Origin of the sequence: Micromonospora sp. NPDC049101, assembly GCF_040648675.1 — a bacterium.
Lineage (GTDB): Bacteria > Actinomycetota > Actinomycetes > Mycobacteriales > Micromonosporaceae > Micromonospora.
This window is the reverse complement of sequence record NZ_JBEZED010000001.1, coordinates 352723-376370: the sequence shown is the minus strand read 5'-3', so window position 1 is coordinate 376370 and position 23648 is coordinate 352723. Positions and strand designations below refer to the sequence as shown.

Annotated in this window: 17 protein-coding genes; 11 read left to right on the top strand and 6 right to left on the bottom strand. The window is 70.5% G+C overall.

Annotation, left to right across the window (positions count from 1 at the left end; all coding sequences use genetic code 11):
• Nucleotides 1-193: 193 nt before the first annotated feature.
• The gene (locus AB0B57_RS01730) at nucleotides 194-718 is read left to right on the top strand and encodes a hypothetical protein (RefSeq protein WP_357064017.1); all 525 of its coding nucleotides are present in this window, start codon (nucleotides 194-196) and stop codon (nucleotides 716-718) included.
• Nucleotides 719-757: 39 nt separating this feature from the next.
• On the opposite strand, the gene AB0B57_RS01725 is transcribed toward AB0B57_RS01730, so the two are convergent.
• Nucleotides 758-1417 carry a response regulator transcription factor gene (locus tag AB0B57_RS01725; RefSeq protein ID WP_357064014.1) on the bottom strand — a complete coding sequence of 220 codons (660 nt, stop codon included), beginning with the start codon at nucleotides 1415-1417 and terminating at the stop codon, nucleotides 758-760.
• Nucleotides 1401-2585, bottom strand: coding sequence for a histidine kinase (locus AB0B57_RS01720; RefSeq protein WP_357064011.1), 1185 nt, complete (start codon nucleotides 2583-2585; stop codon nucleotides 1401-1403). The genes AB0B57_RS01725 and AB0B57_RS01720 overlap by 17 nt, the downstream gene beginning before the upstream one ends.
• 144 nt (nucleotides 2586-2729) lie before the next feature.
• Between AB0B57_RS01720 and AB0B57_RS01715 the strand changes: the two genes are divergently transcribed.
• From AB0B57_RS01715 to AB0B57_RS01680, 8 genes are all read left to right on the top strand, one after another.
• A complete protein-coding gene (locus tag AB0B57_RS01715) occupies nucleotides 2730-3590 on the top strand; it encodes a hypothetical protein (RefSeq protein WP_357064008.1) in 861 nt (286 codons plus the stop codon).
• A complete protein-coding gene (locus tag AB0B57_RS01710; RefSeq protein ID WP_357064005.1) occupies nucleotides 3587-4498 on the top strand; it encodes an ATP-binding cassette domain-containing protein in 912 nt (303 codons plus the stop codon). Before AB0B57_RS01715 ends, AB0B57_RS01710 begins: the two co-directional genes overlap by 4 nt.
• Nucleotides 4495-5205: a hypothetical protein gene (locus AB0B57_RS01705; RefSeq protein WP_357064002.1), complete on the top strand. Its 711-nt coding sequence runs from the start codon at nucleotides 4495-4497 to the stop codon at nucleotides 5203-5205. Before AB0B57_RS01710 ends, AB0B57_RS01705 begins: the two co-directional genes overlap by 4 nt.
• 50 nt (nucleotides 5206-5255) lie before the next feature.
• Complete coding sequence (locus AB0B57_RS01700; protein WP_357063999.1) at nucleotides 5256-6053, top strand: PrsW family intramembrane metalloprotease; 798 nt, start codon at nucleotides 5256-5258, stop codon at nucleotides 6051-6053.
• 142 nt (nucleotides 6054-6195) lie between these two features.
• A complete protein-coding gene (gene fdh / locus AB0B57_RS01695; RefSeq protein ID WP_357063995.1) occupies nucleotides 6196-9471 on the top strand; it encodes a formate dehydrogenase in 3276 nt (1091 codons plus the stop codon).
• 3 nt (nucleotides 9472-9474) lie between these two features.
• Nucleotides 9475-10524 carry a 4Fe-4S dicluster domain-containing protein gene (locus tag AB0B57_RS01690; protein ID WP_357063992.1) on the top strand — a complete coding sequence of 350 codons (1050 nt, stop codon included), beginning with the start codon at nucleotides 9475-9477 and terminating at the stop codon, nucleotides 10522-10524.
• Nucleotides 10521-11597, top strand: coding sequence for an NrfD/PsrC family molybdoenzyme membrane anchor subunit (gene nrfD, locus AB0B57_RS01685; RefSeq protein ID WP_357063989.1), 1077 nt, complete (start codon nucleotides 10521-10523; stop codon nucleotides 11595-11597). Before AB0B57_RS01690 ends, nrfD begins: the two co-directional genes overlap by 4 nt.
• Before the next feature lie 50 nt (nucleotides 11598-11647).
• On the top strand, nucleotides 11648-12916 hold the full coding sequence (locus tag AB0B57_RS01680) for an OFA family MFS transporter (protein WP_357063987.1): 1269 nt from the start codon (nucleotides 11648-11650) through the stop codon (nucleotides 12914-12916).
• A 119-nt stretch (nucleotides 12917-13035) separates the two neighbouring features.
• On the opposite strand, the gene AB0B57_RS01675 is transcribed toward AB0B57_RS01680, so the two are convergent.
• The 3 genes from AB0B57_RS01675 to AB0B57_RS01665 form a co-directional block, all read right to left on the bottom strand.
• Nucleotides 13036-13542, bottom strand: coding sequence for a VOC family protein (locus AB0B57_RS01675; RefSeq protein WP_357063985.1), 507 nt, complete (start codon nucleotides 13540-13542; stop codon nucleotides 13036-13038).
• Nucleotides 13543-13607: 65 nt separating this feature from the next.
• The gene (locus AB0B57_RS01670; protein WP_357063982.1) at nucleotides 13608-16427 is read right to left on the bottom strand and encodes a BTAD domain-containing putative transcriptional regulator; all 2820 of its coding nucleotides are present in this window, start codon (nucleotides 16425-16427) and stop codon (nucleotides 13608-13610) included.
• Nucleotides 16428-16553: 126 nt separating this feature from the next.
• Complete coding sequence (locus tag AB0B57_RS01665) at nucleotides 16554-17168, bottom strand: winged helix-turn-helix domain-containing protein (RefSeq protein WP_357063979.1); 615 nt, start codon at nucleotides 17166-17168, stop codon at nucleotides 16554-16556.
• Nucleotides 17169-17451: 283 nt separating this feature from the next.
• On the opposite strand from AB0B57_RS01665, the gene AB0B57_RS01660 reads away from it, so the two are divergent.
• Complete coding sequence (locus AB0B57_RS01660; RefSeq protein WP_357063976.1) at nucleotides 17452-21819, top strand: S8 family serine peptidase; 4368 nt, start codon at nucleotides 17452-17454, stop codon at nucleotides 21817-21819.
• 71 nt (nucleotides 21820-21890) lie between these two features.
• On the opposite strand, the gene AB0B57_RS01655 is transcribed toward AB0B57_RS01660, so the two are convergent.
• Nucleotides 21891-22397 (bottom strand): winged helix-turn-helix domain-containing protein, encoded by a 507-nt coding sequence (locus AB0B57_RS01655; protein ID WP_357063973.1) that lies wholly within the window; start codon nucleotides 22395-22397, stop codon nucleotides 21891-21893.
• A gap of 251 nt (nucleotides 22398-22648) precedes the next feature.
• On the opposite strand from AB0B57_RS01655, the gene AB0B57_RS01650 reads away from it, so the two are divergent.
• Entirely contained in the window at nucleotides 22649-23641 is a 993-nt protein-coding gene (locus AB0B57_RS01650; protein ID WP_357063971.1) for a phosphatase PAP2 family protein, read from the top strand.
• Nucleotides 23642-23648: the final 7 nt, after the last annotated feature.

Genomic DNA, 23648 nt, shown 5'->3' with positions numbered 1-23648 from the left:
AGGATGTGTGGGCACCCCGGGCACCCGGAGCAGCGGCACCCTTCGGCGCACCGGATCGCACACCCTCCGTGGGCCACACTCGATGCTCGGCGCCTGCTGGTGTCGTGGCGGCACTCGCTATCTTGTAGCCATGAGAATGGATCCGGCTTCGGCGTACGTGGTCCGGCGGAGCCGGCTCCGGACCGGGCTGACGTTGGCGCTGTACAGCCTGTTACCGGTCACGGCCATCGTGATCGGCCTACAGGACCTGTCCGTCCGCTATCTGTTCTTCATCCTCGGGGTGCTGTTCGAGGTCATCTTCCTCGCCAGCGGACGTCGTCGCGTGCTGAGCGCGATGCGGCGGGAGGTGCTCTTCGCGATTGACGAGCAGGGCGTCTACCTGGGCCCGGATGACTTTGGTCGGCCGGCGAAGCGCGAACCCTGGTCCAATATCGACGCCATCGTCTACTTCCACGGTCGAGTGTGGACGACGAGCAACATCCCCGCTACCAACCGTAACGTGGGTATCGTCCAAGGCAACCGGATCGTTCACTCCCGGGGGATGGGCGGCTGGTGGTTGAACGTCCGGCGAGCCTCCGCGGCCGCCGCCCGGTTCGGTGGGGGAACGCCGGTGCTCAAGGCGCCATTTTACGGCCAGATTTCGCGCGAGTGGTTCCACACCATCCCCTTGCCGCCGAACTGGCTCGCTGAGCGCGCCAGACCCGGGACAAGGCACTGACCAGCGGACGACCGGCGCCCGCGCGACGTTGTCAGGACCTCAGTCGAGCACTCCGGCCTGGTGGGCGAGGATCGCCGCCTGGACCCGGTTGGTCAGGCCCAGCTTGGCCAGGATCCGGCTGATGTGGGTCTTCACCGTCGCCTCGCTCAGGTAGAGCGAGGCCGCGATCGCGGTGTTGGACAGGCCGCCGCCGACGGCGACCAGGACTTCCCGTTCCCTCTCGGTGAGCACCGCGAGGCGCTGTTCGGCGTTGCTGCGCCGATCGGAGGTCGGACCGGAGAACTGCCGAAGCAGTCTGCGGGTGACCCGCGGGGAGATCATCGCGTCGCCGCGCGCCGCGCTTCGCACCGCGTTGAGCATGTCCTCGGCGGGGGCGTCCTTCAGCAGGAAGCCGACGGCGCCGTACCGCAGCGCCGTGTGCACGTACTCGTCGAGGTCGAAGGTGGTGAGCACGACGACGTGTGGCGGACGGTCCAGCCGGGCGATCCGCTCGGTCGCCGTCAGCCCGTCGATCCGTGGCATGCGGATGTCCATGAGGACGACATCGGGTCGGAGCGTCCGCGCGAGGTCGACCGCCTCGGCGCCGTCGGACGCCTCTCCGACCACCGTGATGTCCGGGGCCGCATCGAGGATGGTGCGCAGCGTCGAGCGCACCAGCCACTCGTCGTCGACGATCAACGTCCTAGTCGGTGCCGTCATTGTCCTTCCCGGGTGCGATCGGTACCTCGACGAGCAGGCGGAATCCCCCGTCCTCGGTCGGGCCAGAGGTGAGCTCCCCGCCGATCAGGTGGACGCGTTCGGCGAGGCCGAGGAGCCCGTGGCCGCCGACCGGCAGCGGCGGGGCCGTGGCGGGCCGTCCGCGACCGTTGCTGATTGTCACCCGAAGCGACTGCCGCGTCTGCCGGACGCGTATCCGGGTCCGGGCGCCCGGCGCGTGCTTGTGCACGTTGGTCAGGGACTCCTGCACGATGCGGTAGACCGCGTGCTCGACGAGCAGCGGTAGGCGTACCCCGGTGTCGTTCTCCACGTCCAGGGTGACCGGGACGCCGAGCCGACGGGAATCCTCGACCAGCGCGTCCAGCTCCGCCAGGCCGGGCTGCGGGGCGAGCGGCACGTCGTCATCGCCGCGCAGGATTCCGACCAGGGCGCGCAGTTCGGCGAGTGCCTCACGCCCGATCGCTGCGATCTGCCGCCCCCGGCTCACCGCGTCCCCGCCCCTGGCCGACTCCAGGGCGGTGGCCTGCAGCACGATCAGCGCCACCCGGTGGGCGACGACGTCGTGCATGTCGCGGGCGATGTGGGCCCGTTCGTCGCTGCGGGCCTGGGCCACCCGCTGGTGCTGTTCGCGTTCGAGCCGCTCGGCCCGCTCCCGCATCCGTTCGACCAGCTCGCGCCGGGTGCCGACGTAGAGGCCGAGGAGCGCCGGGGCAACGCACACCGCGACGGTGACCGGGATCGCTCCGTCGGCGCCGGCGTACCACCAGATCGGCGTGCCGACCAGGACCACCGAGACCAGGAGGCTGACGGTGACCTTCGGCCACGCCGTGCTGCGCTCGGCCAGCGTGTAGAGCGCGAGCATGACCGTCAGCTGGGCCGACACGAGAACGCTTGCCGCCAGCGACCCGGCCAGCAGGACGGCCGGGGCCCGTCGCCGCCGCCAGGTCAGCAGCCCGACCGCGAGGCCGAGGGGGATGCCGAGCCAGAGCGGGGGAATACGGGGGCCGAAGCCGGCGAGGGTGGGGCCGAAGAAGTCCACCCCGAACTCCCCGGTCGCCACGCACAGTGCCATGGCGGCCGCCGCCACCGCGTCGATCACCGGGCGGCGGCGGAACCAGCGCACCACCTGGGCCAGGAGACGCGACGTCATGATGGTGCCAGCGTAGGGCCGACCGGCAGGCGCAGACGTCGGTCGAAAGTTGTACGACACCCCCGTTGATCATCGCCGATAGACTGATTCGTTGTATCGGATCCGCCGACGCCCCGGGCTACCCGCCCCGGCGAGGGTTGGCGCATGGCCAGTCCACGTCTCAATCCGCGAACAACGCAGCTCGTCTTCGGTGTCTTCGCCGTCGCCGCGGGTGCCCTGATCGCGCTGCGCCCCGACCCGCCGCACCCGTTCTTCACGACCGCCGGGACGTACGGCTACGCGCTTGCCGCGGTGCTGTCGATCGGCGGCTGGCTCGCGCTCGGGCACCCCGTGCCCGCCGCCCGCATCCGGCCGGTGCTGATCGTCTTCCACCTGCTCTTCGTACCGGCGCAGTTCCTGTTCCTGCTCGCCCACGACATGCCGTGGCTCGGCATGGCGCTGTCCTCGGCGGTCGTGGTCGGCCTGAAGCCGCGTTTCCCCCGGTTGGGGCGGATGGCGCGCAAGGTCTGGCTGACGCTGCACGTCGGCATCGGGGTCGGCTGGCTGGGCATCTCGATGGGGATGCTGTTGCTGGCGGTCACCGGGGCGACGGCCGACAGCCACGAGTTGCAGCACGGGGCCTACCTGATGCTGAGCAGGTTCGACATCTTCCTGGCGATTCCGAGCGCCTTCCTGGCGATCGTCACCGGTGTCGTGGTTTCGCTCGGCACCCCCTGGGGTCTGCTCCGGCACAGGTGGGTGTTGGCCAAGCTGGTCATCGCGCTCGCCCTCCCGTTCCTCGCGGGCTTCGAGGGCCCCTGGATCGAGGAGCTGGAGGCCCGGAGCGCACCCGGCCTGATCGAGACCGGCACCACCGGGATGCTGCTGATCGGCGCCATGGGGCTGTTCGCCACCCTGCTGTGGACCGCGACGATCCTCTCCGTCTTCAAGCCCGGTGGGCGTACCCGATGGGGTCGTCGCAGGGACGAACGCCCGCCCGTTTCGAAAGGAGAAGAAAAGCCATGACCAGTGCGTACGCCATCGAGGTAGCGGCGCTGACGAAGAGGTTCGGCAAGCTCAGAGCCGTCGACGGCCTGAGCTTCACCGCCGAGTACGGCAGCGTGGTCGGCTTCATCGGCCCCAACGGTGCGGGCAAGACCACCACCATGCGCTCGCTCGTCGGGCACATCCGGCCGGACAGCGGCCGGGCGCACGTCGCCGGACGCCCCTACCGGGAGTTGGCCGACCCGTTGGGCACCGTCGGCACCGTGTTGGAGGCCAGCGCCGTGCACCCGGGCCGCACCGGTCGCAACCACCTACGGATCCTGGCCCGCCAGGCGAGGCTCCCCAAGCGGCGGGTCCAGGAGGTCATCGACAACGTCGGGCTGGAACGTGCCGCCGGTCGCCGGGTGGGCGGCTACTCGCTCGGTATGCGCCAGCGGCTCGCCCTGGCCGCGGCACTGCTCGGCGACCCCGCGATCCTGATCATCGACGAGCCCGCCAACGGGCTGGACCCCGAGGGTGTCCGCTGGCTGCGCGAGTTCCTCCGCGGCCTCGCCGCCGAGGGGCGTGCCGTGCTGGTGTCCAGCCACGGGCTGGCCGAGCTCGCGCTGATGGTCGACAAGGCGGTCGTGGTCGGGCACGGCCAGCTCATCGCCCAGGAGACGCTCGCCGGGCTCAGAAAGCTCGCCGGCGATCCGACGGTGCAGATCAGTGTCCCCGAGCCGGACCGTCTCGCCGTCCTGCTGGCCGAACGGGGCCACCAGGTCCTCGAACGCACCGGAGTCACCCTCACCGTCGCCGGAAACGACAGCCGCGCCGTCGGCCGAGTCGCCTTCGACCACGGCATCGGGGTGGACCGTCTTCTCGTTGACGAACCCTCACTGGAAGAGGCGTACTTCCGCCTCACCAGCGGAAAGGAATCGATCCGATGATCGCACTGACCCGCGCCGAGCTGATGAAACTGCGTACCGTGCGGTCGACCTGGGCGGTGCTTCTCGTCCTCCCGGTCGTGGCCTTCGTCAGCCTGCTGGATGCCGCACTGGACCCGGTCGAGGACAACACGAGCGTCGTCGACTTCATGGACGTCTCGCTCGTCGTGGTGGGCGTGGTCGTGGCCGCCCTGGCCGCGGCCGTGGTCGGCAGTGAGTTCGTCCGCCGGACGGTGGGCCTCGACTACCTGGCGGTGCCGCGGCGGTTCCCCGTGCTCGGCGCCAAGGTGTCGGCGTTCGCCTGCGTCGGCGCCGTCCTCGGGCTGCTGTCCGCGCTGCTGGCGACAGCGGTGGTCACACCCATCGCCATCGGACGAGAAGTCGTGCTCGACGGGCCCGGCGATGCTGTCCTTCGTATCCTGGCCGTCACGGCGGCGATCGCCGTGCTCGGCGCGCTCGGCGCCGCCATCGGGGTACTGATGCCCCATCCGGCCGTCGCCGTGGGGGCCATCATCGGGTGGCAGTTCGTCGAGATGCTCCTCGGTTTTGCCTTCGGGATCGGCGACTACCTGCCCATCGGCCTCATCACGACAGTCGCCCAGCTGGGCGGCACGGTGGCGTTGCCGGTGGCGTTCGGAGTCCTGTTCCTGTACGCCGGGAGCGCCGGGGGCGTCGCCCTGCTCGTCGCTTGGCGTCGCGACCTGACCTGAACCGAGCGCGGAGCTAGTGTTCGTAACCGGGATCCGCCAGACTGCGCGGTATGCGTGATCATTGGCGCCGGTGGGCGTGGGTCGGGGTGCTCGTCGTCGGGCTGATCCTCTACATGGCGGTGCTGCGTACCCTGGTCAGCACCAAGAATCCGAACTTCGTTCCGGCGCTGATCCTGCTCGGGGCGACGCTGGTGCCGCTGACGTTCCTGACGTTCGCGCAGGCCCGCACCGGGCGGTGGCAGGTGCCGGCGTCGGTGCTGGTGACGTCGGCGTTCTTCGGCGGGGTGATCGGCACGGTGGTCGCCGGCACACTGGAGTACGACACCCTGCGCGGCCTCGGCACCCTGCCCATGCTGTTCGTGGCGCTGATCGAGGAGTCGGCGAAGCTGATCGTCCCGGTGGTGCTGCTGTTCACGGTGGTGGCCCAGCATCGTCGTCGGGTGCCCTCCGACGGGCTGATCATCGGCATCGCCGCCGGCATGGGTTTCGCCGCACTGGAGACGATGGGTTACGCCTTCAGCGCGCTGTTGAGTTCGCAGGGCAACATCGGCGCGGTGGAGCAGACGCTCTTCATCCGGGGTCTGACGGCGCCCGCCGGTCACACCGCCTGGACCGGGCTGACCGCCGGTGCGCTGTGGGCGTTGCTGGCGAGCCCGAGCGTCGGTCGGCTGTTCGGGTTCCTCGGCACGTTCCTGGGTGTCGTCGTCCTGCACACCCTCTGGGACACGTTCTCCGGCTCCCTGGTCTTCGTCGTGCTGGCGATCATCAGCATCGGCTGGCTGCTCTGGGAGCTGCGCCGCTACCGGACCTTCGGCGACCAGCACGTGGGCCGGCTGCAACCGAGCTGACCTGCGCCGTCCTCCATGCCTTCCCCGGCCCGTACGAAGGGCCGGGGGAGGCATGACTTCGTGATCCCGCTGCGACCGGGCCGGCACCTCATCTAACGTCAGAGTGTTCATATTTGGCGGGATTGGTCGGGAAGGTGCGGCGATGGGGGTGCGGACCTGGATCGAGGGCTGGCCGGTCTACCGCCAGCTCACCGGCACCGACCCGCTCGGGCGGGGTACGGCGGCGGAGTCCGACGGGTCCCGGGCGCTCACCGCCCGCACCGACACCGCCGACTCGATGGCCCGGTCCGTCTGCCCGTACTGCGCCGTCGGTTGCGGGCAGCGGGTGTACGTCAAGGACGGCCAGGTCAGCCAGATCGAGGGCGATCCGGACAGCCCGATCTCGCGGGGTCGGCTCTGCCCGAAGGGCTCGGCCAGCAGGAGCCTGGTGACCAGCCCGCTGCGGCAGACCACGGTCCGCTACCGGCGGCCGTACGGCACCGAGTGGGAGGACCTCGACCTCGACACGGCGATGCACATGATCGCCGATCGGGTCCTGGCCGCCCGGGACGAGACCTGGGAGGACGTCGACGCCGAGGGTCGACCGCTGAACCGGACGCTTGGCTTTTCCAGTCTGGGTGGGGCGACGCTGGACAACGAGGAGAACTACCTCATCAAGAAGTTGTTCACCGCGATGGGGGCGCTCCAGATCGAGAACCAGGCCCGTATTTGACACTCCGCCACCGTCCCCGGTCTGGGGACCAGCTTCGGTCGTGGCGGTGCCACCCAGTTCCAGCAGGATCTGTCGAACTCCGACGTGATCGTCATCCAGGGCTCGAACATGGCTGAGGCGCACCCGGTGGGCTTCCAGTGGGTGATGGAGGCCAAGCGCAAGGGCGCGAAGGTCTTCCACGTCGACCCCCGCTTCACCCGCACCAGCGCGCTTGCCGACTCGTACCTGCCGATCCGGGCCGGCACCGACATCGCGCTGCTCGGCGGGGTGATCCGCTACATCCTGGACAACGAGCTGGACTTCCGGGAGTACGTCGTGGCCTACACCAACGCGGCGACGATCGTGACCGAGGAGTACGCCGACACCGAGGACCTGCACGGCCTGTTCTCCGGCTTCAACGACGACAACGCCACCTACGACCAGGCCAGTTGGCGGTACCAGGGCCACTCGCAGAACCAGACGACCCGCGACAGCGAGACGCAGCGGGAGACCGCGGCCGGGCTGGAGAACGAGTCGCACGGCGCACCGGTCGGCGGGCAGACCGAACGCGACGAGACGTTGCAGGACCCGCGCTGCGTCTACCAGATCCTCAAGCGGCACTACTCCCGCTACACGCCGGAGATGGTGGAACGGGTCTGCGGCATCCCGCAGGACAAGTTCCTCGAACTGGCCCGGGCGTGGACGGAGAACTCCGGCCGGGACCGCACCGGCATGCTCGTCTACTCCGTCGGGTGGACCCAGCACAGCGTGGGTGTGCAGTACATCCGCACCGGCGCGATCATCCAACTGCTGCTGGGTAACGTGGGCCGCCCGGGTGGCGGGGTGATGGCCCTGCGGGGACACGCCAGCATCCAGGGCTCCACCGACATTCCGACGTTGTTCAACCTGCTGCCCGGCTACCTGCCGATGCCGCACCACGCCAACCACCCGACCCTGGCCAAGTGGGTGGACAGCATCGCGCACCCGGGGCAGAAGGGCTTCTGGGGCAACGCCCGCACCTACGGGGTCAACCTGCTCAAGGCGTACTGGGGTGACGCCGCCACCGCCGAGAACGACTACTGCTACGGCTACCTGCCGCGAATGACCGGTGATCACGGCACGTACCAGCAGGTGCTCGACATGATCGACGGGAAGATCAAGGGGTACTTCCTGCTGGGTCAGAACCCGGCGGTCGGTTCGGCGCACGGCCGCGCGCAGCGGCTCGGCATGGCCAACCTGGACTGGCTGGTGGTCCGGGACCTGTTCGAGATCGAGAGCGCCACGTTCTGGAAGAACGCCCCGGAGATCGAGACCGGCGAGATCGTGACGGGGGAGTGCCGCACGGAGGTGTTCTTCCTGCCGGCCGCCTCGCACGTGGAGAAGGAGGGCACGTTCACCCAGACGCAGCGGCTGTTGCAGTGGCGGGAGAAGGCCGTTGAGCCGCCGGGCGACGCCCGCTCCGAGCTGTGGTTCTTCTACCATCTCGGGCGGATCGTCCGGGAACGGCTGGCGTCGTCGACCCGGCCGCGCGACCGTGCCCTGCTCGACCTCAACTGGCACTACCCCACGCACGGTCCGCACGCGGAGCCGAGCGCCGAGTCGGTGCTCTACGAGATCAACGGGTACGACGTGGCGACCGGCCGGCCGCTGTCGTCGTTCACCGAGATGAAGGCCGACGGCTCGACTGCCGGCGGTTGCTGGATCTACACCGGGGTGTACGCCGACGGCGTGAACCAGGCCGCCCGCCGCAAAGCCGGCGCCGAACAGTCCCTGGTGGCCCCGGAGTGGGGTTGGGCGTGGCCGGCGAACCGGCGGATCCTCTACAACCGTGCCTCCGCCGACCCGGACGGCAACCCGTGGAGTGAGCGCAAACGCTACGTGTGGTGGGACGCGGAGAAGTCCGAGTGGACCGGCTACGACGTGCCGGACTTCGAGAAGACCAAACCGCCGTCGTACCGGCCGGAGCGCGACGCGTCGGGCGTGGCGGGCATCGCGGGCGACGACCCGTTCATCCTCCAGGGCGACGGGAAGGGCTGGCTGTACGCGCCGACCGGCGTGCTCGACGGGCCGCTGCCGACGCACTACGAGCCGGTGGAGTCGCCGGTGCGCAACCCGCTCTACCGGCAGCAGGCCAACCCGACCCGCAAGGTCTACACGCACCCGATCAACACGCTCAACCCGAGCCCACCAGAACCACACAGTCAGGTCTTCCCGTACGTGTTCACGGTCAGCCGGCTCACCGAGCACCACACCGCCGGCGGGATGAGCCGGACCGTGCGGACGCTTGCCGAACTGCAACCGGAGATGTTCGTCGAGGTGTCGCCGGAGTTGGCGGTCGAACGCGGGCTCACCCACCTGGGCTGGGCGCACCTGGTGACCGCCCGTGCGGCCATCGAGGCGAAGGTGCTGGTGACCGACCGGCTCACGCCGCTGCGGGTGGACGGTCGGATCATCCACCAGGTGTGGTTGCCGTACCACTTCGGTTTCGAGGGTCTGGTGACCGGCGACTCGGCCAACGACCTGTTCGGCATCAGCCTGGACCCGAACGTCCTGATCCAGGAGAGCAAGGTCGGCACCTGCGACATCCGGCCGGGGCGCCGCCCCCGAGGGCTGAAGCTGCAGGAACTCGTCATCGACTACCGCCGGCGGTCCGGGGATCTCAGCCCGCACTACCCACCGCAGGTCACGACCGACTCCGCCGACGGCGGCCCGGACCAGGAGGTCTGACCCATGCCCCACGCCAACGCCCTGTACGGGCCACTGGATCCGGCGCCGGACGCCGGTTACGAGGACGCGCCGCCGCGGATGGGGTTCTTCACCGACACCAGCGTGTGCATCGGCTGCAAGGCCTGCGAGGTCGCCTGCAAGGAGTGGAACCTCGTCCCGGAGAGCGGCCTGGACCTGCTCGGCATGTCCTACGACAACACCGGCGCGTTGACCGCGAACTCGTGGCGGCACGTCGCGTTCGTCGAGCAGCCCCGCCGGGCCGGCCTGGCGACCCCGGCGTTCGCGCACACCCCGGACGGGCCGGCGGTCAGCCCGGCGACGGCGACGCTCGGTGCGCTGACAAGCGTCGACACCGGGACGAACCCGGGTCTGCCCACCGGCTCGCCCGCGGCGGCGGCCCGCATGTCGGCCGGCACCGCACCGGAGTTCCTGGGGATGCCGGGTGCGCAGCCGCCGGGTCGGGGCACGGGCGTCGAGGAGCGCACCGACTTCCGGTGGTTGATGATGTCGGACGTCTGTAAGCACTGCACGCATGCGGCGTGTCTGGATGTGTGTCCGACGGGTTCGTTGTTCCGCACGGAGTTCGGCACGGTGGTGGTGCAGGAGGACATCTGCAACGGGTGCGGTTACTGCATTTCGGCGTGTCCGTACGGGGTGATCGACCAGCGTAAGGATGATGGTCGGGCGTGGAAGTGCACGTTGTGCTACGACCGGTTGGGTGCGGGGATGACGCCGGCGTGTGCGCAGGCGTGTCCGACCGAGTCGATCCAGTACGGGCCCCTCGACGAGCTGCGGGAGCGGGCCGCCGCCCGGGTCGAGACGCTGCACAATCGGGGGGTCCCCGAGGCCCGGTTGTACGGGCATGATCCGCACGATGGCGTGGGCGGTGACGGGGCGTTCTTCCTGCTGTTGGACGAGCCCGAGGTGTACGGACTGCCACCCGACCCGGTGGTGACCACCCGCGACCTGCCGGCCATGTGGAAACGCGCCGGCCTCGCCGCCCTCACCATGGCAGCCGCCACCGTGTTCGCCTTCGCCGGTGGTCGGCCATGACCGACACGCCCCCGAACGAGCCGGCCGGCGCCCGGTTCCGCGAGTTCCAGGACCGTCTCGACCAGGCCGTCGGGCAGCGCCAGCGCGGCCGGGGGCGCGGTCACGACGGTGAGCAACTGACCGTGCCGGTGGCCGACTTCGCCTCCTACTACGGCCGACCGATCCTCAAACCGCCGGTGTGGAAGCACGACATCGCCGGTTACCTGTTCACCGGGGGCCTGGCCGCCGGCGGCGCGCTGATCGGCGCGGGCGCCCAACTGACCGGGCGGCCCGCCCTGCGTCGGGTGGGGCGGTGGACGGCCCTCGGCGGCGTCACCGCCAGCGCGTATCTGCTGGTGCACGACCTCGGCCGGCCGGAGCGGTTCCACCACATGCTCCGGGTCGCCAAGCTGACCTCGCCGATGTCCGTCGGCACCTGGATCCTCACCGCGTTCGGCCCGGCCGCCGGTGTGGCCGCGATCGCCGAGCTGGCACCCCGGCTCCCCGAGCATGGTCTTCTCGGACTCGCCCGCCGGCTGGCGCCGACCGTCGGCGACGTCGCCGGACTGGCCTCGGCGGTCACCGCCCCGGCGCTCGCCACGTACACCGGCGTGCTGCTGTCCGACACCGCCGTGCCTGCCTGGCACGAGGCGTACCCCTTCATGCCGTTCGTCTTCGGTGGCAGCGCGCTCGCCGCCGCCACCGGGGTCGGACTTATCGCGGTACCCACGGCCCAGACCGCTCCGCTGCGACGACTCGCCGTCGTGGCGGCGACCATCAAGTATCTCGGCGGTCGCCGGATGGAGCGGATGGGCCTGGTCGGTGAGCCCTACCGGCAGGGTCGCAGCGGCCGTCTGGTCCGGGCGGGAGACGTGCTGCTGGGCGTGGGCACCGTCGCCGCGTTGTTCAGCCGGCGGAGCCGGGTCCTGTCCGCGCTCTCCGGCGCCGCACTTGTCGCGTCGTCGGTCGCCACCCGCTTCGGCGTCTTCGAGGCGGGCATGGCGTCGGCGCGCGACCCGAAGTACACGGTCGTGCCGCAACGGGAGCGACGCGACCGCAGGGAGGGCCGGTCGCCGGCCGAGAAGGGGACGTAGCTCGACCAGCAGGCGCCAGCCAATGAGCCAGCAGACGGGGGACTCAGCTCATGGCACACACCGCAACCGACAAGGGAAGATCCGCGCCGACGCGGGGCCGCTGGGGTCTCGTTGTCGCCGCGGTGCTCGTCCAACTCGCGCTCGGCGCGGTGTACGCGTGGAGCGTGTTCAACAAGCCGCTACAGGACGAGTTCGGCTGGGCCAAGTGGGAGGCCGTGCTGCCGTTCGAGGTGGCGATCGGCACGATCTTCATCGGCAGCCTGATCGGCGGACGCATCCAGGACCGGCGCGGCCCGCGACCTGTCGCGCTCGGCGGTGGGGTGCTCTACGCGGTCGGCAACATGCTCGCCTCGCTCACGTCGTCGGAGGACGACCTGTGGTTGCTGGTGCTCACCTACGGCGTGCTGGGCGGCATCGGTTTGGGGGCCGCCTACATCACCCCCATCGCGATGCTCGCCAAGTGGTTCCCGGACCGGCGTGGCCTGATCACCGGCATCGCGGTCGCCGGGTTCGGCTTCGGCGCGGTGATCGTCGCACCGGTGGCGAAGGGGCTGCTCAACGGCACCGACGACCCCACCCACGTGTTCTTCCCACTGGGCGTCGCGTACCTGATCGCGATCCTGCTCGGGGCGTCGTTCTTCCGTAACCCGCCGGCGGGCTACCAGGTGCCCGGGTTCACGCCGAAGACCGCTGGTCGAGCCCTCGCCGGTACCCGGGTCTACACCCTGCGCGAGGCCCTGCGCACCCGGCAGTGGTACCTGCTCACCGGCATCCTCGCGCTCAACGTCACCTGTGGCATCGCGCTGATCTCGCAGGCGTCCGACGCCGCCCAGGTGATCACCGGGGCCAGTGCGGCGGCCGCCGCCACCCTGGTCGGCGTGCTCGGTCTGTTCAACGGGGCCGGGCGGGTGGCCTGGGCGTGGTTGTCCGACCGCACCGGGCGGATGCCGGCGTTCCTCGGGATGCTCCTGCTCCAGGCGATCTGCTTCTTCATCCTGCCGTACGCCGCGTCGCTGGCGCTCTTCGCGGTCCTGGCCGCACTCGTCTACCTGGCGTACGGCGGCGGTTTCGGGACGATGCCCGCCACCGCGGCCGACTACTTCGGCACCCCCAACGGCGGTGCCATCTACGGCGCGATGATCGTGGCCTGGAGCATCGGAGGGGTGGTCGGCCCGCTTGTCACGTCGCTGCTCTACGAGGCGAGCGGCAAGAGCTACACCCTGCCGTTCACGGTCATCGCGATCGTCGCACTGATCGCCCTGGTCCTGCCGCCGATCACCCGGATGCCCTCCGACCCAGAACCGTCCCGGTCGCGCTGACGCGGCGCCCGCCCGACGTCGTCGATCATGGAGTTGTGGTGGGGGACAAACTCCTCGTTGTCCGCCAAGTCAGGCACCACAACTCCATGATCGACCCCGCTGGGGGCCTGGGGCCGGGGTCAGCTGTTGCGGGCGAAGCCTCCCTTGGGGGCGATGATCTCCAGGTTCGTGCCGTCGGGGTCGTTGAAGTACGCGACCTCGGTGCCGACGGCGGCCGGCGGGTTCACCTCGCCCGCCGCGAAGGTGTACGGCTGCCCGAGGAACTCGAACCCGGCCTCGCTCATCCGGTCGAACACCGCGCGCACGTCGTCGACCTGGAAGCACAGGTGCATCGAGCCGGGCCGGTTGGCCGCGACCTGGGCGACGTCACCGACCGGCTCCTGGAACTGGATCAGGTCGATGCCGAGGTTGTCGAGGTTGAACGTGGCGTACCGCAGCTTCGTCGTCGGCAGCCCCTGCGACTGCGCGAACCCGGCGCCGTGCATGCTCTCGTCCCGGACGACCGGTTCTGCGCCGAGGAGCGCCTGGTAGAACGCGACCGAGCGGTCGAGGTCACGCACCGCGATCCCGACGTGCGCGGCCGACCTGAGGCCGATGGACACCGACGAGGGGTTCGGGACTGCCATGGTGACTCGCTCCTTACCAGCGTTCTTCGTCGCCGTTGCCGTTGCTGATCTTCGTGTCGTACCCCTCAGGAGACCGGTTCATGCGGCCGGACCGGCGCCGGAAGGACCGACATCCGCGCCCGGAGCAGCGCGGCCTCCTCGGTGCGACGTTGCACGTGCAGCAGATCCACCGCCTCCTGCCACGCCTGTTGTGCTTCGGCCCGCTTGTCCATGCTCGTGTACAGCTCGCCCAGACTGGTCAGGCAGTCGACCTCGCCCCTCGTGCTGCCCACGTCGGCGTACACCTGGCGGGCCTGCTGGTAGTGGGCCAGCGACTCGGCGTGGCGCTTCGTCTGGTGGTCGATGTAGCCGAGGCTGTGCAGGGCGTCCGCCGCGGCGTCCGGATGCCGGTGGCGACGGTACAACTCGACGGCCTCCTCGCAGGCGGTGCGGGCCTCGTCGTACCGCCCGAGGTGGGCCAGGGCCCAGCCGACACCGTTCAGGCTCCGCGCCTCCTCCACCGGATCACCCAGGGACCGGAACGTTTCGAGAGCGAGCCGGTTGTGGGCCAACGACAGGTGGTGGTCACCCTCCACCGACCAGGTGACGCCCAGTGCGAAGTCGATGCGGCCGCCCTCGGCGAGGTCGCCCGCCTGCTCGGCGTACGCCATGGCGACCTGGAAGCGTGCGACGGTCGCCCCGATGTCGCCCAGCCAGTGGATGGCCTGCCCGAGGAACCGGTGGGCCATGGCCTGGACGGCCGGGTCACCCTCGGCGTCGGCGGCCGCGACCCCGGCCTGCCAGACCGTCAGCTGGTCGCGCAGGCGACCTCGCCGCGCGTGGAAGGTCGCCAGCGCGCGGGCCACCTGCCACACCTGCCGGTGCCACCCGTGGCGCACGCTGACCTTCAGGACGCTGAGCAGGTGCGGATGTTCCCGGTCGAACCAGGCCATCGAGTCGGGCACGTCGCACAGCCGCTCCGGGGTGCAGCCCGGCGCCGGACGGCCGATCGTGATCGGCGGTCGCCACGGGTCCAACAGGCGGTCGGCGGCGCAGGCGGTGTGCAGGTAGAAGTCGACCAGACGACGCAGCGCCCCGTCGCACGTCGCGGCCTCCAGTGTCTCGGTGGCCTGCTCGGCGGCGTGCAGTCGGACGAGGTCGTGCATCCGGAAGCGGCCCGGCACGTGCTGGTGCACCAGGTAGGTGGCCTCCAACTGCCGCAGCAGCTCCCTGGCCCGGCTCGCCGGCCCGCCGACCAGGCTCGCCACGGCGGCGAGGCTGATGTCGTCGGTCGGCACCAGGCCGAGGAGGGCGAACACCGTCGCCGCCTCGCGTGGCAGCGCGGCGCAGGACGAGGAGAACACCGCCCGCAGATTCACGTTCAGCTCACCGGCGTCGAGGGCGTCGAGGCGGGCGGAGGCATCCTGCAGCTCGCGGGCCAGGGTGGCCAGCGGCAGCTGAGGGCGGGCGGCGGCGCGGGCGGCGACGATGCCCAGCGCGAGCGGCAACCCGGCGCACTGGTCGACGAGCGTCGAGATGGCCGGGGCCTCCGCGCCGACCCGCTCGGGGCCGAGGTGCCCGATCAGCAGTTCGCGGCTCTCGTCCGGCGACAGCACGTCGAGGGCGATCGGGCGGGCCCGGTGGGTGGCGGTCAGGGCGGCGAGCTCGCGCCGGCTGGTGACCAGCACCGTGCACGTCGGGCTGCCGGGCAGCAGCGGTACGACCTGGTTGGCGTCCCGGGCGTTGTCCAGCACGATCAGCATCCGTCGTCCCGCCACGAGGCTGCGGTACAGGGCGGCCTGCGTGTCCGGGTCAACGGGTATCGCGTTCGGTGCGACGCCGAGGGCTTCCAGGAAGCCGCGGATCACGGTGCTCGGCGAGACCGGGCCGAACCCCGGACCGAAACCGCGCAGGTCCGCGTAGAGCTGGCCGTCGGTGAACCGGGCGATGTGCGTGTGCGCCCAGCGCAGCGCCAGCGACGTCTTGCCGATCCCGCCCGATCCGCCGATCGCCGAGATCACCACTGTCGTCTCGGACCGTTCGCCCGCGGCGGCGGCCGCGGTGAGGTACGCCAGCTCCTCGGCTCGGGCGGTGAACAGGCCCGGTGGCGCCGGCAGTTGACGGGGGACCACCGACGGTGCCTGGCGGTGCGCCTGCTCCGGCGCGGCCAGGGTGGGGTCGGCGGCCAGGATCCGCTGGTGCAGGTGCCGCAGCGGGGGACTGGGGTCCGCGCCCAGCTCGTCGGCCAGCCGCAGCCGGATCCGCTCGTAGTGCTCCAGCGCCTCGGCCGGCCGGCCGCGTCGGTAAAGGCTGAGCATGAACTGACCGGCGATGCGCTCGTCGAGCGGGCGCGCGGCGGCCCGCGCCGGCAGGTCGGCCAGCAACTCGTGGTGCCGGCCCAGCAGCAACATCAGATCCGCGTGGTCCGACTCGGCCTCCAGCCGTTGCCGGTCCAGCCCGTCCCGTACGCCGTTGAACCAGGGGCTGTCCAGTCGGGCGAACGCCTCGCCCCGCCACAGACCGAGCGCCCGCGCGAACAGCGTCAGCGCCCGATCCTGGTCGCCTGTCGACCGGGCCTGGTCGACGAGGCAGTGGAAGCGGTGCAGGTCCACCGACTGCTCGTCCACGGCGAGCACGTATCCGCCGGACCGGCGGGCGATCTCCGCCCCGGGGGCGGCCGTCAGCGCCTGACGTAGCCGGGACAGGTAGCTGTAGAGCGTGTCCCGTACGCCGTCGGGGGGCTCTTCCCCCCACACCCGCACGACGAGGCTCTCGACGGAGACAAGCTGGTTGGCGTCGGTGAGCAGGGCGGCGAGCACGGCTCGCTGGCGCAGGGCGCCGAGCGGCAGTGCTCGGCCGTCGAGGTGGGCCTGGATCTCACCGAGCAGACCAAACTCGACGGCCACAGCGGACTCTCCTCGGCTCGATGCTTCTCGTCTGGTGCTCCATCTGACTGACGCGGGGGCGGGTGGCGCCCGTTGACACGCAGGCCCGTCGAAATGGCCGCGGCGCCTGACCACATCAGGCAGGCGTCAGGCTCTTTCGACGCGTGGATGCCGACGATCGGTCAACCGCAGCCCGACGCCTCGGACCGCTTCGATGCTGGCCCCGGTGTCGAGCTCGTGCAGCTTGCGCCGCAGCCGCTTCACCAGGGACTGCACGTCCGCCCTGCGTTCTCGCCCCTCGTCGCGCCAGACCGACCGGTGCAGGTCGGCGTAGCTCCAGACCCGCACCGGCTCGGTGGTCAGGCAGATGAGCAGGTCGTGCTCCAGCCGGGTGAGGTCGACCTCGCGATCGCGGTAGCGGGCGACGGATCGGGTCGAGTCGATCACCAGGGCGGAGCTGGTCGTGGCGGGCGTCGGCACGGACGACGCGGTGCCCGGTTGCCGCGGCACGGACGACGTGGTGCCCGGCTGCCGCGGCACGGCGATCAGTCGGCGTAGCTCGTCGAGGTCGGCCACCAGCAGCAGCGGTGCGATGCCGGCGAGGCGTTCGGCGAGCCGGATCCGCTCGGCCGGCGACGAGGTCACCGCGATCAGCAGCGGGAACGGCTCGTCGGCCGAATCGCCACTGTTCCACGTCGCCTCGTCGTCCTCGGCCACCGCACCGCCCGGGATCGAAGGGCATCCCTGCCCAGCTCTCGTCATGCTCCTGACAATGATGGGCAAGCGCGCCGCCAGCAGGGAAGCTCTTAGCGACAAGTTGCTCACGGCAAGTTCTTGATCGTCCGATCTTCTCGATCATAGTGTCCAGTCGGGCAACCAGCGTGACCCGCGCGGTGCATGGGGAGGCATGGAGGGTTCGATCGCTCGGTCCGCCGAGATGATTCTCCCGCACCCTCACCATGGCCCATTGACACCCTGGGTCGTTCTGAGGGAGGCAGCACCGATGTTCAGACGTCCACAATGGCGGCGCGCAGCCAGATCACTGGTGAGCGCCGGGGCGGCGACGATCCTCGCCGCGACCTGCTTGGCCACCATCGGTTCCGGCGCACAGGCCGCGCCGGGCACGACGGCGGCAGGGGACAAGATCCGACCGGAGCTCGCCAAGCAACTACAGGCCAAGAGTGAAGGGGACTTCTGGATCCGGTTCAAGGACCGGGCGGACCTGAGCAAGGCCAGCGCCATCAAGGACTGGTCCAAGCGCGGCACGGCTGTCGCGGACGCGCTGCGGCAGACCGCCGCGGCGAGCCAGGGCAAGATCCGGGCCGACCTCGACAGCTCCGGCGCGAAGTACCAGACCTTCTGGGCCACCAACGCGATCAAGGTGAGCAGCGGCTCGCTGGCGATGGCGCAGAAGTTCGCCGGTCACGCGGAGGTCGAGGGCCTCTACCCACCGGTTGCCTACAAGCTGCCTGAGACGATCAAGGGCACCGACGAGAAGACCGTGAACGCCCTGGAGTGGGGCGTCGCCAACATCAACGCCGACGACGTCTGGTCCGGGTACGGCGTCAAGGGCGAGGGCATCACCGTCGCGAGCATCGACAGTGGGGTGCAGTTCGACCACCCGGCGCTGGTGAACTCCTACCGGGGCAACAACGGCGACGGGACGTTCGACCACAACTACAACTGGTTCAACGCCGCCGAATCCACCGGCGCCTGCGCGACCGCGCCCTGCGACGACGACGGCCACGGTACGCACACGATGGGCACGATGGCCGGCTCCGACGGTGCGAACCAGATCGGTGTCGCCCCCGGGGCCAAGTGGATCTCGGCGAACGGTTGCTGCCCCACCGACGCGGCCCTTGTCGAGTCCGGTCAGTGGATGCTCGAACCGCTGGACCTCAACGGCCAGAACCCGGACGCGAGCAAGCGACCGAACGTCATCAACAACTCGTGGGGCACCCGGAACCCGTCCAACGAGCCGTTCATGGAGGACGTGACGGACGCCTGGACCGCGTCCGGGATCTTCGGCGTCTTCTCCAACGGCAACAGCGGACCGGCCTGCCAGACCAGCGGCTCGCCGGGCAGCCTCGCCAGCAACTACTCGGCCGGCGCATACGACGTCAACAACAACATCGCCGGCTTCTCCGCCCGGGGCGCCGGGCAGAACGGCGAGATCAAGCCCAACATCTCGGCCCCCGGCGTGAACGTCCGGTCCAGCATTCCCGGCAACGCCTACGGCAGCGCCAGTGGCACGTCGATGGCCGCACCGCACCTCGCGGGCGCGATCGCGCTGCTCTACTCGGCGGCCCCGTCGCTCGTCGGTGACGTCGACGCGACACGTGCGCTGCTCAACGGTGCCGCGATCGACAAGGCCGACAGCCAGTGCGGTGGCACCGCCGCCGACAACAACGTCTACGGCGAGGGCCGGCTGGATGCCCTCGCGTTGCTCGACGCCGCTCCGACCGGCGACATCGGCACCCTGGCCGGCACGGTCACCGACGCGGCCACCGGCGCGCCGATCGCCGGGGCGACCCTGACGCTTACCGGCCCGACCGACCGTGCGGTGACCACCGGTGCCGACGGGAAGTACTCGACGCAGCTCCCCACCGGTGACTACCAGGTCGCCGTGTCGGCGTTCGGTTACGCCAGCACCACCAAGCCGGCGACGGTCACCAAGGCCGCGACCACGACGCTCGACGTCGCGTTGGCGCCGGTGCCGAGCGTGAACATCACCGGAGCGGTCACCGACGGCTCCGGCCACGGCTGGCCGTTGTACGCGAAGGTGACTGTGACGGGCGTGTCCGGCGTCTACGACTACACCACTCCGTCGAACGGCCGCTACAGCCTCAAGCTGCCGGCCGGGCAGACGTACACCCTGAAGTACGAGGTGCAGTACCCCGGTTACCAGACCGTCACCAAGCAGGTCGTGGTCGGCTCGGGCAACGCCACCGCCAACGTCGCCGTGCCGGTGGACACCACCACCTGCACCACCGCGCCCGGCTACACGACCGGCTCCGACGGTGAGTACGAGACCTTCGACGGCACCACCACGCCGGCCGGCTGGACGGTCGTGGACAACGCGGGCAGCGGTCAGGTCTGGAAGTTCACCGACGACGGCGCCCGGGGCAACCTGACCGGCGGCAGCGGCAACTTCGCGATGATCGACAGCGACGACTACGGCGCGGGCAGCAGCCAGGACACCTCCCTGGTCAGCCCGGTGGTCGACCTGGCCGACGTCACCGCCCCGGTCATCCGGTTCAACCAGGACTTCAACCAGCTCAACGACGACACCGCAGACGTCGATCTGAGCATCGACGGTGGCGCCACCTGGACTAACGTGCTCCGCCAGGAGACCGACGTCCGGGGCCCGAAGGTGACCGAGATCCCGATCCCGCAGGCCGCCGGCCAGGCGCAGGTGCAGGTCCGGTTCCACTACTACGACGCCTCGTACGAGTGGTGGTGGGAGGTCGACAACGTCCTGATCGGCAGCCAGATCACCTGCGTGCCGGTCGACGGCGGTCTGGTCGTCGGCAACGTCCGCGACAAGAACGACAACAGCTACGTCAACGGCGCGACAGTCACCAGCAAGGACCGGCCCGCCGAGAAGGCCGTCACCGTGGCGACCCCGGACGACCCGGAGTTGGCCGACGGGTTCTACTGGATCTACTCGACCTTGACCGGCACGCACCCGTTCACCGCGACCGCCGGCAACTACGTCAGCCAGACCAAGCAGGTCGACGTCGAGGCCGACTGGGCGACAGTCGCGAACTTCCAGCTCGCGGCCGGCCGGTTGGCGGTGACGCCGACGCAGCTGAGCGCCACGCTCCAGATGCCCAGCGGCAAGGCCAGCAAGACGTTCACGGTGACCAACACCGGTGGCGCGCCGGTCGAGGTCAAGTTCAGTGAGCGGGACAACGGATTCGAACTCCTCCGGGCGGACGGATCCACTGTCACCAGGCAGCAGGTGCTCGGTGGCGCCGGCGCGCCGGCGCAGCGGCTCACCGCCGCGACGTCCTTCGCCGCGAAGGCGTCCGGCAAGGAGGCCAAGGCGACCACCGCCGCGGACGGCCCGCAGGCCGCGCCGTGGACCGACATCGCCGACTTCCCGTCCAACATCATGGACAACCGGGTGGTGACCCTGGACGGCAAGGTCTACTCGCTCGGCGGTGGCGACGGCAACGCCTCCACCGCGAAGAACTACGCCTACGACCCGGTCGCCCAGACCTGGGGGGCGATCGCCGACCTTCCCGGTGCCCGCAACGCCGTGACGGCGGGCGTCGTGGAGGGCAAGATCATCGTCAGCGGTGGCTGGGGTGACGCCGGTCCGGACTCCGCCACCTGGTCGTACGACCCGGGGGCCAACACCTGGACCGAGCTGGCCGACAACCCGGCGCCGCGGTCGGCGGCCGGTCAGGCCGTCGTCGACGGCAAGCTGTACGCCATCGGCGGCTGCACCACCGCCGGCTGCACGCCGATGTCGAACAGTGTCGTCCGGTACGACCCGGCCAGCGACACCTGGGCGACGCTGGCCAACTACCCGAAGTCGGTGGCCTTCGCCTCCTGTGGCGGAATCGACGGCACCGTCTACTGCACCGGCGGCAACGACGGGGCAGCCGCGCAGAAGTCCAGCTACGCCTACGACCCGGGTGCCAACACCTGGACGGCCGTCGCCGACGCGCCGGCCGACAGCTGGGCCAGCTCGTACGCCGTCGCCAACGGCAAGCTTCTCGTCGTCGGTGGCGCCCAGGGTGGGGCCATCAGCAACGCGGGCTTCGCCTTCGACCCGGCCACCGCCTCCTGGTCCAACCTGCCGAACGCCAACACGCCGCGTTACCGCGGCGGGGCGGCGTGCGGCTTCTACAAGATCGGTGGCTCGTCCGGCAACTTCAACGCCGCTCCGGACAGCGAGGTGCTGCCGGGCTTCGAGGGCTGCGCCGAGTCGGCCGCCGACGTCAGCTGGCTGAGCATCGACAAGACGGCGGCCACCCTGGCGCCGGGTGCGAAGGTCACGGTCACCGTCACGATGACGGCGAACGTGGACCAGCCGGGCACCTACTCCGGCGCTGTCGCGATCGCGGAGAACACGCCGTACACGGTCGCGCCGGTCGCGGTGACCATGACCGTGAACCCTCCGAAGACGTGGGGCAAGCTCATGGGTACGGTCACCGGCACCAGTTGCCAGGGTGCGACCTCGCCGCTCAGCGGCGCGGTCGTCCAGGTCGACTCGTGGGCGTCGTCGTTGACCTTCGCCACCGACGCGCAGGGCAAGTACGCCTACTGGGTGGACCGCCGCAACAACCCGCTCACGTTGATCGTCGCCAAGGACGGCTGGAAGCCGCAGACCCGTCAGACGAAGATCAACTCCACCACTCCCACCGTGGAGAACTTCGCGTTGGCGCCGATCAAGTGCTGACACCTCAGCGGTAGCGAGGACGTCCGGCCCGCCTGGTCACCGACCAGGCGGGCCGGACCGTGTCCGCCGGCTCAGACCGGGACGAGCCGGAAGCCGACCCCGCGGACCGAGTGGATCGTCGCCGCGGCGTTCAACCGGGCCAGCTTGCCGCGCACCCGGCGGACCACCGAGTGCATGTCGGAGTTGCGGCCGAGGTGCCGGTTGCCCCAGACCTCCAGGTGCAGGCGCTCGTAGGTCCAGATCTGGCCGGGCGCGTGCACCAGGCAGAGCAGGACGTCGTGTTCCAGACGGGTCAGGTCGATCTCCTGGTCGCGCCACCGCAGCACCCGGCGGTCGGAGTCGACGGCCAGGTCCGGTGGCGGCGGCTGTGGGCTCGGTGCGACCTCGGCGCGGCTGGCGGTGGCCGGGGGAGCCGCCCCGGGAGGCGTGTCGACCAGCCCGAGAAACTCCCGCGCCTGGTCGACTGTCGAGACGATCAGGAAGGCGTCGCTTCCGCCGAGCAGTCGGGCCAGCTGTCGGCGTTCGGCCGGTGACGACGCGATGCCGATGACCAGGCTGGCGACTGGAATTCCCTGCATTCCCCCCACCCCTTCCGGTTCCCCAATTCACTCCGGATGGATTTCTCGCACCGTCGAGGACCACATCGATCGGCGTTCTGACCCTAGTGGCGACTCGTCTCGGCCAGGTAAAACATCGTCGCATGCAAGCAAATGAATTTGACCACGTCGCAGCGCAGGTCCGGCGGCGTGCGGCAGTCCGAAGTCGGTTGTGACAGAACCAAGACAATCCGTGTACGTGGTGCGGACCTGGCGGGGCGAGCATGGGCGCCATGTCCATCGGATCGTCGTACCCCGTCGGGCGGTCGACGCCCGGCCCGCACCCGGCGCGACCGCTGCCACCCGCCCGCGCGGCCGTGCCGCTGAGCCTCCGGCTGCTCGCGGCGTCGCTGTGCGGCCTGCTCGCCCTGGCTCTCACCGCGGTCGTCTTCGTGCGGACGTACCCCGGTCAGTGGTGGGACGGCGCGCTCCTGCCGCGCGCCGAGCGGGGCGGGGGGTACGAGCAGCGGACCGCTCTGGTGGGCCCGGCCAAGACCGTGCTGGCCGCGTTCGGCAGCCCGACACTCCTCGCCGCCCTGCTCGGCGCGGTGCTGCTGGTGGGTGTGCTCCGCCGGCGGCTGGTGGCGGGCGTCGTCGGCGTGGGCCTGGTCCTGTGCGCGGTGGTGCTGGCCGGCGCCGTGAAGTCCGCGCTGCCCCGCCCGGATCTTGAGATCGAGAGTTCGACCACCCACAACAGTTTCCCCAGCGGCCACGTCGCGGCGGCGACGGCGCTGCTGCTGGCGTTCATGCTGGTCCTGCCCGGGTGGGCCCGGCGGTGGCTGGCGGTGCCGGGCGCGGCGGGTGTCTCGGTGATCGCCTCAGCCACGATGATCGCGGGCTGGCACCGGTTCAGTGACGCGCTCGGTGGCGTACTGCTGGGCGTGACGGTGTTCTGCCTGGCCGCGGCGGCGCTGGCGGCCCGGGGCGACCGGGACGCGGACGGCCGACCGGACGGCCGACCGGACGGCGGCAGCCGGTGGCGCGGCCTGGCCGGGGCGGCGCTCGGCCTGGCCGTGCTGGCCTGGGCGCTGGTGGTGGTCGTGCCCGAGCTGGCCACGTCGGTGCGGCGCGGGGCGCTCGTCGCCATCGTGGTGGCCGGCGCGTCGACGATGTTCCTGGTGGGTTCGGTGGTGTTCCTGGTGCGGTCGACGGATTTCGCTGGTCCGCTTCCCGCTGGTCGCCGCACGTGGCCACGGTCATCGACCGGACCACAAAAGATCTCATGATGGGATA

Coding starts and splice junctions, on each gene's coding strand:
- AB0B57_RS01725 (WP_357064014.1), bottom strand. CDS start 1,417: ATGACGGCACCGACTAGGACGTTGATCGTCGACGACGAGTGGCTGGTG.
- AB0B57_RS01720 (WP_357064011.1), bottom strand. CDS start 2,585: ATGACGTCGCGTCTCCTGGCCCAGGTGGTGCGCTGGTTCCGCCGCCGC.
- AB0B57_RS01715 (WP_357064008.1), top strand. CDS start 2,730: ATGGCCAGTCCACGTCTCAATCCGCGAACAACGCAGCTCGTCTTCGGT.
- AB0B57_RS01710 (WP_357064005.1), top strand. CDS start 3,587: ATGACCAGTGCGTACGCCATCGAGGTAGCGGCGCTGACGAAGAGGTTC.
- AB0B57_RS01705 (WP_357064002.1), top strand. CDS start 4,495: ATGATCGCACTGACCCGCGCCGAGCTGATGAAACTGCGTACCGTGCGG.
- AB0B57_RS01700 (WP_357063999.1), top strand. CDS start 5,256: ATGCGTGATCATTGGCGCCGGTGGGCGTGGGTCGGGGTGCTCGTCGTC.
- AB0B57_RS01690 (WP_357063992.1), top strand. CDS start 9,475: ATGCCCCACGCCAACGCCCTGTACGGGCCACTGGATCCGGCGCCGGAC.
- nrfD (WP_357063989.1), top strand. CDS start 10,521: ATGACCGACACGCCCCCGAACGAGCCGGCCGGCGCCCGGTTCCGCGAG.
- AB0B57_RS01680 (WP_357063987.1), top strand. CDS start 11,648: ATGGCACACACCGCAACCGACAAGGGAAGATCCGCGCCGACGCGGGGC.
- AB0B57_RS01675 (WP_357063985.1), bottom strand. CDS start 13,542: ATGGCAGTCCCGAACCCCTCGTCGGTGTCCATCGGCCTCAGGTCGGCC.
- AB0B57_RS01665 (WP_357063979.1), bottom strand. CDS start 17,168: ATGACGAGAGCTGGGCAGGGATGCCCTTCGATCCCGGGCGGTGCGGTG.
- AB0B57_RS01655 (WP_357063973.1), bottom strand. CDS start 22,397: ATGCAGGGAATTCCAGTCGCCAGCCTGGTCATCGGCATCGCGTCGTCA.
- AB0B57_RS01650 (WP_357063971.1), top strand. CDS start 22,649: ATGTCCATCGGATCGTCGTACCCCGTCGGGCGGTCGACGCCCGGCCCG.